Below are 15,253 nucleotides of genomic sequence, written 5' to 3'. Positions count from 1 at the left end.
GTGCCTACCGCAGCTTGATGCTGCCGCCGTCGACCATCAGGGTCTGGCCGGTCATGTAGCTCGCGTCCGCGCTGGCGAGGAACACCGCGACCCGTCCGATGTCCGATTCGGGATCGCCGAACCGGTGCAGCGGGGTCTTGGCGAGTAGCACGTCCTCGACGCCGGGGTTCGCCTTGATGTACGCCTCGACGCCCTCGGTCAGGGCGAGCGGCGAGATGATGTTGACGTTGACGTTGTCGGGTGCCCACTCGTTGGCGGCGACCCGGCTGATGGCGCGGATGGCCTCCTTCGCCGCCGCGTACGAGCCCTGCGTCAGCTGGCCCTCGATGCCGGCACCGGAGGCGAAGTTGATCACCGACCCCTGATTCGCCGCGAGCTGCGGGTGGGCGGCCTTCATCAGCCAGAACGTCGGGTAGAACCCGGTGCCGAACGACAGGTCGAGCATCTCCTGCGTGGTCTCGAGCAGCGGCGCCTGACGCGACGCGTGCGCGTTGTTGACCAGGACGTCGACCCTGCCGAAGGCCTCGACCGCGGCAGCCACGATCGCCGCCGCGCTCTCCTCCTTGGAGATGTCCGCGTTCAGGAAACGTCCGGCTCCGTCGAGTTCGTCCTCGAGGGCCTTGCCCGCGTCGTCGTTGATGTCGACGAACAGGACCTTGGCGCCCTCCTTGGTGAACGCCCGGACGATGCCGCGTCCGATGCCGCCGGCGCCGCCGGTGACGATCGCGACCTTCTCTGCAAGCCTCATGTCGAGCTCCTTCGAGTTGAGTGGATCAGTCGACTGCGAGTGCGGGCTTCTCCAGCTCGGCCACGCTGTATGCAGCGTAGGTCTCGTACTGTCCGCGTCCGACGAAGTACGACGAGAGCTGCTCGTCGAGCTCCTCGACGGTGAAGGCGGAACCCGCTGCGTCGAAACGGTTCTCGACCTTCGGCGAGGCCATCAGTGCGACCATCTTGCCGTACACCACGAAGACCTGGCCGGTGATCTCGTGCGAGGCCGGGGAGGCGAGGTAGCTCACGAGGGTGCCGACGCGCTCAGGGGCGAGTGCATCGAGGGTGCCGGTCTCCTCGGCCTCGCCGAACGCCTCGGCGGTCATGGCGGTGCGGGCGCGGGGGCAGATGGCGTTGGCGGTGACGCCGTACCGTGCGAGGCCCTGCGCGGTGGACAGCGTCAGCGCGGTGATGCCGGCCTTGGCGGCCGAGTAGTTCGGCTGTCCGGCCGAGCCGAAGAGGAAGGCCTCGGAGGAGGTGTTGACGATGCGCCCGTAGACGGGTCCGCCGGCGGCCTTGCTGGCGTTGCGCCAGTAGACGGCGGCGGCGTGCGAGGTGGCGGCGTGGCCCTTGAGGTGCACGCGGATCACGTCGTCCCAGTCGGACTCGGACAGGTTGAAGATCATCTTGTCGCGCAGGATGCCCGCGTTGTTGACCAGGATGTCGAAGGAACCGAAGTTCGAGGTGGCGGCGGCGATCAGGCGCTCGCCCAGGGTCCAGTCGGAGACGTCGCCGAGAACGGCGACGGCCTGTCCGCCCGCGGCCCGGATCTCCTCGGCCACGGACTCCGCGGCCGGTCCCATGTCGTTCACGACGACGGCGGCACCGGCGGCGGCGAGAGCAAGTGCCTCCGACCGTCCGAGCCCTGCGCCTGCGCCGGTGATGACGGCGGTACGGCCCGCCAAGCTCACTGATTCACCCATCGGAGTCTCCTTGCTGTTCGTTGGTTCTATCGGAAATTAGTATTCGTTCTATTTTCTGGCAAGGGCCGGTCCCACTCCGGCGCCACGGTCCCGGTGACCGAGAGTGACCTCTGCCACGTTTACCCGATCCGGGATGCTCGGTCACATCCGTGACCGGCGGCGCCGCCCGGCGCCCCGGGGCCCACCGTCACCCTTGCTACCGACAGAACCGAAGGGCAATCGATGTCGTTGAACCTTGCAGACCTGTTCGAAGCCGCGGCGGACGCAGTCCCCGACCGCGCCGCAATCGTGTGTGGCACACAGCGGCGTACCTTCGCCGAACTCGACGAGCGGTCCAACCAGCTCGCGCACTACCTCGCGGACGCCGGCGTGGGCCCAGGCGACCACGTCGGCATGTACATGCGCAACAGCACCGAGTTCGTCGAGGCCCTGTTGGCCTGCCTGAAGATTCGGGCGGTCCCCGTGAACATCAACTACCGGTACGTGGACGCGGAGCTGACCTACCTGTTCACCAACGCCGAACTGGTCGCGGTGATCGCGGACGGCGAGTTCGTCCCCACCGTCGCCGCCGTCCTGCCGGACGCCCCGAAGGTCGGTCTGGTCGTGACAGTCGGCCCGGCCGCCGAGGCCGACTGGGGTTCGGTGACCGCCGTGGACTTCCAGTCGGCCGCCGACAGCGGCTCGGCAGTCCGGGACTTCCCCGAGCGCAGCAACGACGACCTGTTCATCATCTACACCGGCGGCACCACCGGCATGCCGAAGGGCGTGATGTGGCGGCAGGAGGACTTCTTCCACGCCGCTCTCACCGGCGGCAACCCGTTCGGCGATCCGTATTCCAGTGCCGCCGAGATGGCCGCCGCCGTCCCGCACATTCCGCCGATGACCTGGATGCTGACCGCGCCGCTGATCCACGGCGCAGCGCTGTACTCCCTGTTCACCGCGTTCATGGTCGGTGCCACCCACGTCCTGATGCCGAAGTTCGACGCAGCCGACTGCCTGGCTCTGATCGAGCGGGAGCGGGTGATGACGATGACGGTGGTCGGCGACGCCATGGCCCGGCCGCTCGCCGATGCCATCGACGCCGACGGCGGGGACTACGACCTCAGCTCGCTGCTGGTGGTCGGGTCGGGTGGCGCATTGTTCTCCAAGAGTGTGCGGGACCAGCTGACCGCGGCGCTGCCCAATTTGATCGTCCGGGACGGGTTCGGCGCCTCGGAGTCCGGCGTCGACGGGAACCTGGAGATTGGTGCCGACGGCCTGCTGCGGATCGCCGCCAAGCCCACCGTCCGCGTCGTGGACGAGCGGATGCGTCCCCTCGAGCCGGGGTCCGATGAAGTCGGGTACATCGCCCGCTCGGGCAACGTTCCGATCGGCTACTGGGGTGACCCGGAGAAGTCCGCGGCGACGTTCCCGGTGATCGACGGGGTGCGGATGTCGATCCTCGGTGACGTGGCCCGGGTCGATGCGGACGGGTCGATCGTCCTGCTCGGTCGCGGCTCGATGTGCATCAACAGCGGCGGCGAGAAGGTCTATCCGGAGGAGGTGGAGATGGCGATCAAGAGTCATCCCGCCGTGATGGACGCACTGGTCGCCGGCGTCGAGGACGCCCGGTACGGGCAGAAGGTCGGCGCGGTCGTCCAGGCCCGGGAAGGGTTCGAGGTACCGGACCTCGACGAGCTGCTCGAACACTGCCGCACCCAGATCGCCGGCTACAAGGTGCCCCGAGTGTTGGTCGGGGTGGGGGAGATCCGACGGTCCCCGGCAGGCAAGGCGGACTACCGGTGGGCGCGAGCGACACTGGAAGGTGAGTCCGCGGGACGCGGGTAGCGGACCGGAGGGAGTTACACGAAAGGGGCGAGCCCCCACCGGATTTCTCCGGTGGGGGCTCGCCTGTGTTCTAGCGGGTGCTAGCTCTGGTGGGTGGCTAGCTGGATCCGAACAGTGCGCTCAGTGAGCCGTTGCCGCCGCCGGTGCCGGGGTTGCCGCCGCCGGTCTCGACGGTGACGGTCTTGGTGACGGTGGTCGCGGTGGCGTTGACGGTGACCTCGGCGGTCAGGGTCTGGCTACCCGCGGTCGGGGTCCAGGTGCAGGTGGCCTTTCCGTTGGCGTCGGCGGTGGTGGTGCAGACGGTCGCGGTGCCGTTCTTGACGGTGACCGGGGTGTTGGCGTCGGCGCCGGTGATCGTGATGGTTGCCGGGGTGCCGGCGGTCGGTGCGGTCGGGTTGACCGCGATCACTGCGGTGCCGGCGGGGAGCGGGGTGACCGTGACGGTTGCCGGAGCGGAGGCGGGCGAGGAGCCCACGTTGTTGGTGGCGATCGCGGTGATCGAGACCGTGCCCGCTGCGCCGGTGGTGATGTCGCAATGGAACGCACCCGAGGCGTCGGCGGTGGCGGTGCAGTTCTTGTCACCGGCGGTGACCTTGACCGACGAGTTCGCCTCGGCCGTACCGGAGACGGTGACCGTGCCGCCCGCGACAACCGAGTTCGGGTTGACGGTCAGGTTGGCCGGGGCCGCTGGTGCGGTCGGTGCCGGGGTGACCGTGACGGTGACCGGAGCGGAGGCCGGGCTGGCGCCGACGGCGTTGGTGGCGATCGCGGTGACGGTCACCGTGCCGGCGGCGCCGGTGACGATGTCGCAGTGGAACGCACCCGTGTTGTCGGCGGTGGCGGTGCAGTTCTTGTCACCGGCGGTGACCTTGACGGACGAGTTCGCTTCGGCGGTACCGGAGACGGTGACGGTGCCACCGGCGACAACCGAGTTCGGGTTGACGGTCAGGTTGGCCGGGGCCGCGGGTGCGGTCGGTGCCGGGGTGACGGTCACGGTGACCGGAGCGGAGGCGGGGGACGAACCAACGTTGTTGGTGGCGATCGCGGTGACGGTCACCGTGCCGGCGGCGCCGGTGACGATGTCGCAGTGGAAGGCGCCCGTGTTGTCGGCGGTGGCGGTGCAGTTCTTGTCACCGGCGGTGACCTTGACGGACGAGTTCGCTTCGGCGGTGCCGGAAACGGTGACCGTGCCGCCCGCGACAACCGATGCCGGGTTGACGGTCAGGTTGGCCGGGGCGGCGGGTGCGGTCGGTGCCGGGGTGACCGTGACGGTGACCGGAGCGGAGGCCGGGCTGGCGCCCACGTTGTTGGTCGCGACGGCGGTGACGGTCAGGGTGCCCGCGTTGCCGGTGGTGATGTCGCAGTGGAACGCGCCCGATGCGTCGGCGGTGGCGGTGCAGTTCTTGTCACCGGCGGTGACCTTGACCGACGAGTTCGCCTCGGCCGTACCGGAAACGGTGACCGTGCCGCCCGCGACAACCGATGCCGGGTTGACGGTCAGGTTGGCCGGGGCCGCTGGTGCGGTCGGTGCCGCGGTGACCGTGACGGTGACCGGAGCCGAGGCCGGGGAGGAGCCGACGGCGTTGGTCGCGATCGCGGTGACGGTCACCATGCCGGCGGCGCCGGTGACGATGTCGCAGTGGAACGCACCCGTGTTGTCGGCGGTGGCGGTGCAGTTCTTGTCACCGGCGGTGACCTTGACCGACGAGTTCGCTTCGGCGGTACCGGAAACGGTGACCGTGCCGCCCGCGACAACCGATGCCGGGTTGACGGTCAGGTTGGCCGGGGCCGCGGGTGCGGTCGGGGCCGGGGTGACCGTGACGGTGACCGGAGCCGACACGGGGGACGAACCAACGGCGTTGGTGGCAACCGCGGTGATCGAGACCGTGCCGGCGGCGCCGGTGACGATGTCGCAGTGGAATGCACCCGAGGCGTCGGCGGTGGCGGTGCAGTTCTTGTCACCGGCGGTGACCTTGACGGACGAGTTCGCCTCGGCCGTGCCGGAAACGGTGACCGTGCCACCCGCGACAACCGATGCCGGGTTGACGGTCAGGTTGGCCGGGGCCGCGGGTGCGGTGGGGGCCGGGGTGACGGTTCCGGTCTGGGCGGGTGAGGTGGAGCCCGCGTTGGTGGCGTCGCCGAGGTACTTCGCGGTGACCGAGTAGGCGCCGGCGGCGGAGGGGGTCCACGCGTAGGTGGCGGTGCCGTTGCTGGCGGCGGCGGTGCCGAGGACGGTGCCGTTGTTGGCGAACTCGACTGTGCCGGCGGCGTTGTTGGTCACCGTCGCGGTCAGGGTCGAGGCCTTGCCGGCCTGCGGGGCCGGCGCGATCGCGACGGTGGTCGTGGTGGCGGACTTGCCGACCGTGAGGGAGGGTCCGGCGTTGGCGGTTTCGGAGCTCAGGCCCTGGTTGGCGCTGATCCCGGCGCCGGTGATCAGGGCGATGTCGCGGGCGCAGCCGGCGCCGACGGTGTACTGGACCGAGTAGTCGATGTCGCGATTGCCGGCGCCGCGGATCCAGGAGCCGGTCATGTTCACGGAGGTGGCGTCGCTGGTGGTGCCGACACCGCTCCCGCTGACTTTCGAGGAGTTGGTGACGTAGGTCAGGCAGGCGGGGCGGATGTCCTTGAGGGCAGTGATCGTCGGGGCGAGCCAGCCGTTGTAGTGGATGGCGTTGGTGACGGTGATCGTCTCGCCCACGGCGGGGGTGCCGTTGCTGATCGTTCGGTTGAACGTCCAGTCGCCGGAGTTGGTCGACTTGTTCACCGGGGCGGCGGACGCCTCGGTGATGCCGAACATCCCGGCGAAGCCGACCGCCATGACTGCGGTGCTGGCGCCGGCTGCGAGCCGTCGTAAGTTCTTGTTCTTCGACACTGTCGAACCCTTCTTGGGTGCCCCGGCCGTCAGCCGGACATGCGTCCAGGTTGGCCCTGATCGAGGTCACGGTACGGCATCGGTTGGGATGCGATCCGGGATTTGCTCGACATTCAACTGAACGACCGATGCCCCCGGCCGGAGCAGGGCGACAGTAGCGGGCTGGGCTCCGGGCACGCCCGCTACTGGCTGAAGGTTCGCGAGGCGGTCCAGGCGTGGGAGCGGTCGCAGTATCGGGTATCAGGTACGAAAGGGGCGAGCCCCCAACGGATTTCTCCGGTGGGGGCTCGCCTGTGTTCTAGCGGGTGCTAGCTCTGGTGGGTGGCTAGCTGGATCCGAACAGTGCGCTCAGTGAGCCGTTGCCGCCGCCGGTGCCGGGGTTGCCGCCGCCGGTCTCGACGGTGACGGTCTTGGTGACGGTGGTCGCGGCGGCGTTGACGGTGACCTCGGCGGTCAGGGTCTGGCTACCCGCGGCCGGGGTCCAGGTGCAGGTGGCTTTGCCGTTGGCGTCTGCGGTGGTGGCGCAGACGGTCGCGGTGCCGTTCTTGACGGTGACCGGGGTGTTGGCGTCGGCGCCGAGGACCGTGATGGTTGCCGGGCTACCGGCGGTCGGTGCGGCCGGGTTGACGGTGATGACCGCGGTGCCGGCGGGGAGCGGGGTGACCGTGACGGTTGCCGGAGCGGAGGCCGGGGAGGAGCCGACGTTGTTGGTCGCGACGGCGGTGACGGTCAGGGTGCCGGCGGCGCCGGTGGTGATGTCGCAGTGGAATGCGCCCGAGGCGTCGGCGGTGGCGGTGCAGTTCTTGTCGCCGGCGGTGACCTTGACGGACGAGTTCGCCTCGGCCGTGCCGGAGACGGTGACGGTGCCGCCCGCGACGACGGATGCCGGGTTGACGGTCAGGTTGGCCGGGGCGGCGGGTGCGGTGGGTGCCGGGGTGACCGTGACGGTGACCGGAGCGGAGGCCGGGCTGGCGCCCACGTTGTTGGTCGCGATCGCGGTGATCGAGACCGTGCCGGCGGCGCCGGTGGTGATGTCGCAGTGGAAGGCGCCCGTGTTGTCGGCGGTGGCGGTGCAGTTCTTGTCACCGGCGGTGACCTTGACGGACGAGTTCGCCTCGGCCGTGCCGGAAACGGTGACGGTGCCGCCCGCGACGACGGACGCCGGGTTCACCGAGAGTGCGGTGGGTGCCGCGGGTGCGGTCGGTGCCGGGGTGACCGTGACGGTGACCGGAGCCGACACGGGGGACGAACCAACGGCGTTGGTGGCAACCGCGGTGATCGAGACCGTGCCGGCGGCGCCGGTGACGATGTCGCAGTGGAACGCACCCGTGTTGTCGGCGGTGGCGGTGCAGTTCTTGTCACCGGCGGTGACCTTGACGGACGAGTTGGCCTCGGCGGTGCCGGAGACGGTGACCGTGCCGCCCGCGACAACCGATGCCGGGTTGACGGTCAGGTTGGCCGGGGCCGCGGGTGCGGTGGGTGCCGGGGTGACCGTGACGGCGACCGGAGCCGACGCCGGGCTGGCGCCGACGTTGTTGGTGGCGATCGCGGTGATCGAGACCGTGCCCGCTGCGCCGGTGACGATGTCGCAGTGGAACGCGCCCGAGGCGTCGGCGGTGGCGGTGCAGTTCATGTCACCGGCGGTGACCTTGACGGACGAGTTCGCCTCGGCCGTACCGGAAACGGTGACCGTGCCGCCCGCGACAACCGATGCCGGGTTGACGGTCAGGTTGGCCGGGGCCGCTGGTGCGGTGGGGGCCGGGGTGACGGTTCCGGTCTGGGCGGGTGAGGTGGAGCCCGCGTTGGTGGCGTCGCCGAGGTACTTCGCGGTGACCGAGTAGGCGCCGGCGGCGGAGGGGGTCCACGCGTAGGTGGCGGTGCCGTTGCTGGCGGCGGCGGTGCCGAGGACGGTGCCGTTGTTGGCGAATTCGACTGTGCCGGCGGCGTTGTTGGTCACCGTCGCGGTCAGGGTTGAGGCCTTGCCGGCTTGCGGGGCGGGTGCGATCGCGACGGTGGTCGTGGTGGCGGACTTGCCGACCGTGAGGGAGGGTCCGGCGTTGGCGGTTTCGGAGCTCAGGCCCTGGTTGGCGCTGATCCCGGCGCCGGTGATCAGGGCGATGTCGCGGGCGCAGCCGGCGCCGACGGTGTACTGGACCGAGTAGTCGATGTCGCGATTGCCGGCGCCGCGGATCCAGGAGCCGGTCATGTTCACGGAGGTGGCGTCGCTGGTGGTGCCGACACCGCTCCCGCTGACTTTCGAGGAGTTGGTGACGTAGGTCAGGCAGGCGGGGTGGATGTCCTTGAGGGCAGTGATCGTCGGGGCGAGCCAGCCGTTGTAGTGGATGGCGTTGGTGACGGTGATCGTCTCGCCCACGGCGGGGGTGCCGTTGCTGATCGTTCGGTTGAACGTCCAGTCGCCGGAGTTGGTCGACTTGTTCACCGGGGCGGCGGACGCCTCGGTGATGCCGAACATCCCGGCGAAGCCGACCGCCATGACTGCGGTGCTGGCGCCGGCTGCGAGCCGTCGTAAGTTCTTGTTCTTCGACACTGTCGAACCCTTCTTGGGTGCCCCGGCCGTCAGCCGGACATGCGTCCAGGTTGGCCCTGATCGAGGTCACGGTACGGCATCGGTTGGGATGCGATCCGGGATTTGCTCGACATTCAACTGAACGACCGATGAGACCGGTCGCGCAGGGCGACAGGAGGAGGCAGGGGCCGGTGGACACCCTCGAACGTGATCGGCGCAAGGTCGCCGGAACGCCGTCTCGGGCGTCCCGGCGAGGTTGATCGCGCGGGCCCTGTTCAGGGTTGGGCGGTGACGCCCGCCGCGAGGATCTCGCGGGCCTCGGCGCGACCGTCCAGCAGTCGGTTGGTCCGCACGGTGACCTTCCACTGTCCGTCGATGCGGGCGAACTCCCAGCGGTTGGCGGTGATCCGGGCGACGCGGTTGGTCTTGGACTCGCCGTCGTGCATGACCAGCTGCGAGTGGCAGGTGGCCACCGCGGTGTCGCCGTCGAGGACGATGTGCGGCGGGCCGACGAGGTGCGCGCAGCCGCCGTGGATGTAGGACTGGTGGTTGCGCGAGTGCACCATCGCCTCGATTTCGCTGTGCCCGGTCATCGAACCGGTGTCGACGTCGTAGACGCCGTCCTCGGTCCACAGGCCGGCGACAGCCTCCGCGGAACCGCTGTCCACCGCCGGGCCGTAGGCGCTGATGATCTGCATGATGTCGAGCTTGTCCTCGAGCAGCTGGACGCGCTCGACGAGTCGGCCGACGAGCTCGGTGGAGTCGGTCATGTGGTGTTCCCTTCGGTTGTGGCTCAGTCGAATTCGATGCCGAGCGGCCGTGCGAGCTGCTCGAGCGCAGCGAGTTGGTCGCAGTAGTGGGTCGAGCTGGTCGCGTCGACGGTGACGCTGGCGACGGTGGCGCCGGCGTCACGCAGTCGAGTCAGGGCACGCAGCGCGGCGTCGGGGGAGCCGGCCGGGTCGAGGGCACGGCCGGCGCTCAGCACGATCTCCATGCCGGCGGGCACCGGGTGCTTGGCGAGCATGGCCGTCAGGTCGTCGAGGCGGAGGCCGAACGGCACCCAGCCGTCACCGAGCTCGACCGCCCGGCGCAGCGAGCGGGGCGTCCGCCCGCCGATCCACAGCGGCAGGTGCTGCTGCATCGCGTGCGGCTCGACCACAATGTCCTCGAAATCGTAGAACTCGCCGTGGTATTCGGGGGTCGGCTTGCCCAGCGCCGCGCGCAGCGCGCGCAGCGCGTCGTCCGCGCGGGCGCCGCGGCCCTCGAAAGGGGCGCCGAGTAGATCGAACTCCTCGCGGAGGCTGCCGACGCCGAGACCGAGGGTCACGCGTCCGTCGCTGACCCGGTCGAGGGTGCCGTATCGCTTGGCGATCTCGAGGGGGTGGTGGTAGCCGAGGACGAGAACCTGGGTGACCAGCCGGATCCGGCTGGTGCGGGCGGCGAGGAAGCCGAGGGTGGCGAGCGGGTCCCAGTAGGTGCCACCGCGCTCGGTGGCGATGTCGGTCGGCACGGCGATGTGCTCGCTGCATGTGACGTGGTGGTAGCCGAGCCGGTCCGCGGCGGCCGCGATCTCTGCGACCTCCGCGATTCCCGCGCTCGTTTCCCAGGCCGCGCGGGTGAGGGGGTGCTGGATCAGCACCGGGCTGACGATCCCGATTCGCATGTGTCTCTCGCTCCGTTCGGTGAGGGTCGGCCCCGACCGTTCCTATCCCAGTATCGGTCGCTCGGGCGCCGGTCTCCCGCTGACCGAGATCGCCCGATTCTCGCCCAGGTGTTCCTGATCACAGATTATTTGGTACAGTTTCAGAATTCATTTCAGTTTTGCGGATCTGGTGCCCATCCGATCCGGATCGACAGGAGTCGCCATGACGGTCATCACCGAAGCTCCGGCGCGCAGCGACAAGCGTGAGGTTCCGCCCTCGATGGTCGAGCGCATGACCCTGATCCTCGACGCCTTCGACGGTCGCGCCGCGCGACTGACCCTCGAAGAGGTAGCCGGCCGGTCCCGGTTGCCGAGATCGACCGTGCACCGCATCCTCGACTCACTGGTGAAACTGAACTGGGTCGAACATGCGGCCTTCGGGTACCGCCTCGGCAGGCGTGCCCTGGGCGTCGGCGGTGACGGCGGGCACGCGGAGGTCCGGGAGGCCGCCGCGCCGCTGCTGCACGACTTGCACATGCAGACCGGCATGGTGGTGCACCTGTCAGTGCTCGACGGACACGAAGTGATCTACCTGGACAAGGTGGGCGGCCGGCTGGCCAGCTCGATTCCTTCCCGGGTGGGTGGCCGTGTGCCTGCGCAGTCCACCGCCGCCGGCAAGGCGATGCTCGCCTGGCTCGACCCGGAACGCATCGACGCCCTCTTCGGCACCCGACCCAATCGCTGTACGGAGCGGACCATCACCGATCTGGGCACCCTCCACCTCGAGCTCAACCGGATCCGGCAGCGCCGGGGTCTGGCATTCGAGCGCGAGGAGTCGGCCCGCGGGGTGGCCTGCGTCGGTGCCGCCGTCCGCGGACACGAGGGGCCGGTGGCTGCTGTCTCGCTGTGTGGTGACGTCCGCACCGCTCAACTCGAACGCGTCGCTCCGCTGGTGGTGGACGCGGCCCGTGAGATCGGCCGGACACTGTTCCCCGAACTCGGTAACGCGCGCCGCGCGTCGCAGCCCGTCACGCCCGTGCTCGACACCTGGTCGCCGGAGGCGCGCAGTCGGTTGGCGGCGTTGGGTCAGACCAGCGGCTGGATCTGAGTCGGAGGGGTGTTCGTCGCGGCGGGCCTCACACGGAGTCGGCCGTAGCCGGGTCCAGCCCGAACCCGCCGCGGAAGAACACCATCGGACGGTCCTCCCGGACCGACTCGAGTTCGAGCACCCGGCCGAGCACCACGTCGTGGTCGCCGGCCAGGTGCACGGCGTCGACCTCGGCGTGCACCCGCACCAGGACCTCGTGCAACGACGGCGTCTCCCAGCGGGACCGTTCCCAGTCGAGTCCGTCGAACTTGGCGCCGCGGCTCGATCCGAACCGGCCGCAGACGTCGCTCTGGGACTCGGCCAGGACGTTGACCGTGAACCGTCCCGTCCGCCTGATCCGCGGCCATGCACGGCCGCGGTGATCGGCGCAGAAGAGCACCAGCGCCGGATCCAACGACACCGATGCGAACGACTGGCACGCGAACCCGACGGGTCCGTCCTCGTCGAGCCCGGTCACCACGGTGACGCCGGACGCGAACTGACCCATGATCCGGCGCAGCTCGGCGGGATCGTGGGTGACTGTGGTCATGGTCTCTTGACGCATGGTCCGAGCGTAGAAATGCGGTGTCCCGGGGGTGGGTGTGGATCCCGTTCAGTGGAACCGCCCTCGGGTGGTCCCGCAGCGCACTGTGTGGCCCGAAATCATCTCGCTGATTGGGACCGACCCTGACTGAGACCGACCCAAACTGAAAGCGTCGATGCCATGACGAGTGAACTCACCTACGAGGGCACCAAGCGGGAGGTCGCGACCGACCTCGGGGTGCTCCGATACCACGAAGCCGGCGACGGTCCGCCCCTGCTCCTCCTGCACGGCTCGGGGCCGGGCGTCACGGGTTGGCGCAACTACCGCGGCGTCCTCGGTGACTTCGCCGAGCACTTCCGGTGCCTCGTGCTCGAGTTCCCCGGCTTCGGCGTCAGCGACCCGGGCGACGGACACCCGATGATGATGGCCGGCGCCTCGGTCGGGAAGTTCCTCGACGCGATCGGTATCACCGAACCGGTGCACATGATCGGCAATTCGATGGGGGGCATCGTCGCCACCAACGTTGCCATCAACGCGCCGCAGCGGGTGAACAAGCTCGTCACGATCGGCGGCATCGGCAAGAACGTCTTCGCGCCCGGACCGGGTGAGGGCATCAAGCTGCTGTCGGAGTTCACCGACAACCCGACCCGCGAGGGCCTGATCCGGTGGCTGCACTCGATGGTCTACGACCCGGCGGTGGTGACCGAGCAGCTGATCGAGGAGCGCTGGGCGCTCGCCACCGAGCCGCTCACCCTCGAGATCGCCGCACGGATGTACAGCACGAAGGCGTTCGCGGCGAACGCGGCGGCCGCCAAGGCGTCCGGGGCGACCCCGTACTGGGCGCAGCTGCACAAGGTGCAGGCGCCGACGCTGCTGACCTGGGGTCGCGACGACCGCGTCAGCCCCGTCGACATGGCGATGCTGCCGATGCGCGACATCCCGAACGCCGAACTCCACGTGTTCCCCAACTGCGGCCACTGGACCATGATCGAAGCCAAGCAGGCGTGGGTGTCTGCAGTACTGGCATTCCTCACCCGCGACGAGAAAGCGAACAACCAGTGACCGAGCAGAACTGGGACAAGACCGTCGACTTCCTGATCGTCGGCAGTGGCGGCGGCGGCATGAGCGCCGGCGTCACGGCGGCCGATCTCGGCCTCGACACCCTGATCATCGAGAAGGGCAAGAAGTTCGGCGGCTCGACGGCGATCTCCGGTGGCGGCATCTGGATCCCCAACGCACCCACCCTCACCCGCAAGGGGCAGGTCGACGACCCGAACGCGATCAAGGGCTACCTGCGCAACCTGACCGACGGCTCCGGTGTCTCCGATGCCCGGATCGACGCCTACGTCGACAACGGTCCGAAGCTGATGGAGCTGCTCGACCGCAACAAGAACATGAAGCTGTACTGGGTGAAGGGCTATTCGGACTACCACCCGGAGAACGAGGGCGGCAGCCCGCTCGGCCGCACCATCGAGTGCATGCCGTTCGACACCCGGAAGCTGAAGGAGGACGAGCAGTTCCAGCGTCCCAACAGCATGAAGGGCCCGCTGGGCCTGTGGGTCACGTCGAAGGACTACCACGACCTGGCGATGGTCAAGCGGACCTGGGCGGGACGCCGGGCGTCGATGGTCGCGGCGTGGCGAGTGGGGTCGAACGTGATCCGTCGCCGGCACATGGCCACCGGTGGCCGTGCCCTCGCGGCGCGGCTGCGCATGGTGCTCAAGGATGCCGGGGTCCCGCTGTGGCTGCGCACCTCGATGACCGAACTGGTCACCGACGCCAACGGCACCGTGATCGGTGTGGTCGCCGAGCGTGAGGGCAAGACGGTCCGGATCGGGGCGCGGCGCGGCGTGCTGCTCGCGACCGGCGGCTTCGACCACAACCAGGAGATGCGCGACAAGTACCTGCCCGAGCACGGCCGCGCGGACGTCAGCTCCGGTGCCCGGGAGAACAAGGGCGACGGCATTCGTGTCGGCCAGGAACTCGGCGCCGCGGTCGACCTGATGGACGACGCCTGGTGGATGCCGTCGGTGCTCCACCCGATGGGTGCGGTGATCCCGTTGGTCTCCGAGCGGTGCATCCCGCCGTCGGTGATCGTCAACGCCAAGGGCGAGCGGTTCACCAACGAGTCCTCGCCGTACGTGAACTTCGTGCACGACCAGCTCGAGGGCGGACACGTCCCGGCGTGGTTCGTGATGGACACGAAGGCGAAGAACCGGTACCCGTTCGCGCAGGTGCTGCCGAACATGCCGTTCCCGCAGGGGTTCTACGACTCCGGGGTGATCCACAAGGCTGACACGCTGCGCGAGCTCGCCGAGAAGATCGGGGTCCCGGCCGACAAGCTGCTCGCCACGATCGACCGGTTCAACGGCTTCGCCCGGTCCGGCAAGGACGAGGACTTCGGCCGCGGCGACAGCGCATACGACCGCTACTACGGCGACCCGACCATGAAGAACCCCAACATGGACGAGATCGTCAAGGGCCCGTTCTACGCGATCAAGTGCGAGGCCGGCGACCTCGGGACCAAGGGTGGACTCGTCACCGACGAGAACAGCCGGGTGCTGCGCGGCGACGGTTCCGCGATCGCGGGACTCTACGCGACCGGCAACACCACCGCCTCGGTGATGGGGAACGAGTACGCGGGCGCGGGCGCCACCATCGGCCCGTCGATGGTCTTCGGATATCTCGCAGCCAAGGCGGCCGCCGCGAATACGCTCCCACTCAACGAGAGCACCCCAGCCGCGTCCAGCTGACGCTGAGACGTTCACATACAGGAGGCGGCTCGCCGCCGGATCATCAGTAGAGACGAGGAAAGTCATGGGTCAGGTCCTGGATCGGATCGAACAGTACGCGGACGAGATCCGCGCGGGCGGCGTCGAGGGCGACAAGCTGATGCGCCTGTCCGATGCGAACGCCAAGCGGCTGAAGGAGTCCGGGGCGATCCGGATGCTGCAGCCGAAGCAGTACGGCGGCCTCGAGGTGCATCCGCGGGAGTTCGCCGAGACCGCGATGGCGATCGGTGCGATGGACGGCGCGACCGGCTGGGTCACCGGCATCGTC

General features: G+C 69.2%; 11 protein-coding genes and 1 pseudogene. 5 read left to right on the top strand and 7 right to left on the bottom strand.

The features are described from left to right. Positions 1-4 precede the first annotated feature (4 nt). Both FK531_RS00070 and FK531_RS00065 read right to left on the bottom strand, forming a co-directional pair. A complete protein-coding gene (locus FK531_RS00070) occupies positions 5-748 on the bottom strand; it encodes an SDR family NAD(P)-dependent oxidoreductase (RefSeq protein WP_142094639.1) in 744 nt (247 codons plus the stop codon). A 25-nt stretch (positions 749-773) separates the two neighbouring features. Further along, positions 774-1,694, bottom strand: coding sequence for a 3-oxoacyl-ACP reductase (locus FK531_RS00065; protein ID WP_142094638.1), 921 nt, complete (start codon positions 1,692-1,694; stop codon positions 774-776). 222 nt (positions 1,695-1,916) lie between these two features. Here FK531_RS00065 and FK531_RS00060 point away from each other — a divergent pair, with 222 nt between their 5' ends. Next, the gene (locus FK531_RS00060) at positions 1,917-3,521 is read left to right on the top strand and encodes an acyl-CoA synthetase (protein WP_142094637.1); all 1,605 of its coding nucleotides are present in this window, start codon (positions 1,917-1,919) and stop codon (positions 3,519-3,521) included. A gap of 97 nt (positions 3,522-3,618) precedes the next feature. On the opposite strand, the gene FK531_RS22175 is transcribed toward FK531_RS00060, so the two are convergent. The 4 genes from FK531_RS22175 to FK531_RS00030 form a co-directional block, all read right to left on the bottom strand. After that, the gene (locus tag FK531_RS22175) at positions 3,619-6,393 is read right to left on the bottom strand and encodes a beta strand repeat-containing protein (protein ID WP_181762757.1); all 2,775 of its coding nucleotides are present in this window, start codon (positions 6,391-6,393) and stop codon (positions 3,619-3,621) included. A gap of 325 nt (positions 6,394-6,718) precedes the next feature. Then, the gene (locus tag FK531_RS00040; RefSeq protein ID WP_142094636.1) at positions 6,719-8,941 is read right to left on the bottom strand and encodes a beta strand repeat-containing protein; all 2,223 of its coding nucleotides are present in this window, start codon (positions 8,939-8,941) and stop codon (positions 6,719-6,721) included. A 254-nt stretch (positions 8,942-9,195) separates the two neighbouring features. Continuing rightward, positions 9,196-9,690 carry a nuclear transport factor 2 family protein gene (locus FK531_RS00035; protein ID WP_142094635.1) on the bottom strand — a complete coding sequence of 165 codons (495 nt, stop codon included), beginning with the start codon at positions 9,688-9,690 and terminating at the stop codon, positions 9,196-9,198. A 23-nt stretch (positions 9,691-9,713) separates the two neighbouring features. Then, on the bottom strand, positions 9,714-10,583 hold the full coding sequence (locus tag FK531_RS00030) for an LLM class F420-dependent oxidoreductase (protein ID WP_142094634.1): 870 nt from the start codon (positions 10,581-10,583) through the stop codon (positions 9,714-9,716). 202 nt (positions 10,584-10,785) lie between these two features. Between FK531_RS00030 and FK531_RS00025 the strand changes: the two genes are divergently transcribed. Continuing rightward, a complete protein-coding gene (locus FK531_RS00025) occupies positions 10,786-11,670 on the top strand; it encodes an IclR family transcriptional regulator (RefSeq protein ID WP_142094633.1) in 885 nt (294 codons plus the stop codon). A gap of 28 nt (positions 11,671-11,698) precedes the next feature. Here the strand turns inward: FK531_RS00025 and FK531_RS00020 are convergent, their stop codons facing one another. Next, a complete protein-coding gene (locus FK531_RS00020) occupies positions 11,699-12,214 on the bottom strand; it encodes a flavin reductase family protein (RefSeq protein WP_142094632.1) in 516 nt (171 codons plus the stop codon). A 159-nt stretch (positions 12,215-12,373) separates the two neighbouring features. On the opposite strand from FK531_RS00020, the gene FK531_RS00015 reads away from it, so the two are divergent. From FK531_RS00015 to FK531_RS00005, 3 genes and pseudogenes are all read left to right on the top strand, one after another. Further along, positions 12,374-13,255 carry an alpha/beta fold hydrolase gene (locus FK531_RS00015; RefSeq protein WP_142094631.1) on the top strand — a complete coding sequence of 294 codons (882 nt, stop codon included), beginning with the start codon at positions 12,374-12,376 and terminating at the stop codon, positions 13,253-13,255. Further along, positions 13,252-14,946: an FAD-binding protein gene (locus FK531_RS00010; protein WP_142094630.1), complete on the top strand. Its 1,695-nt coding sequence runs from the start codon at positions 13,252-13,254 to the stop codon at positions 14,944-14,946. Before FK531_RS00015 ends, FK531_RS00010 begins: the two co-directional genes overlap by 4 nt. Before the next feature lie 64 nt (positions 14,947-15,010). After that, positions 15,011-15,253, top strand: a pseudogene (locus FK531_RS00005) (hydroxylase); the annotation flags it as partial.

It is taken from the genome of Rhodococcus spelaei (assembly GCF_006704125.1).
GTDB lineage: Bacteria > Actinomycetota > Actinomycetes > Mycobacteriales > Mycobacteriaceae > Rhodococcus_G > Rhodococcus_G spelaei.
Note: the sequence above shows the minus strand (reverse complement) of the source record. Positions and strands in the feature narration are given on the sequence as shown.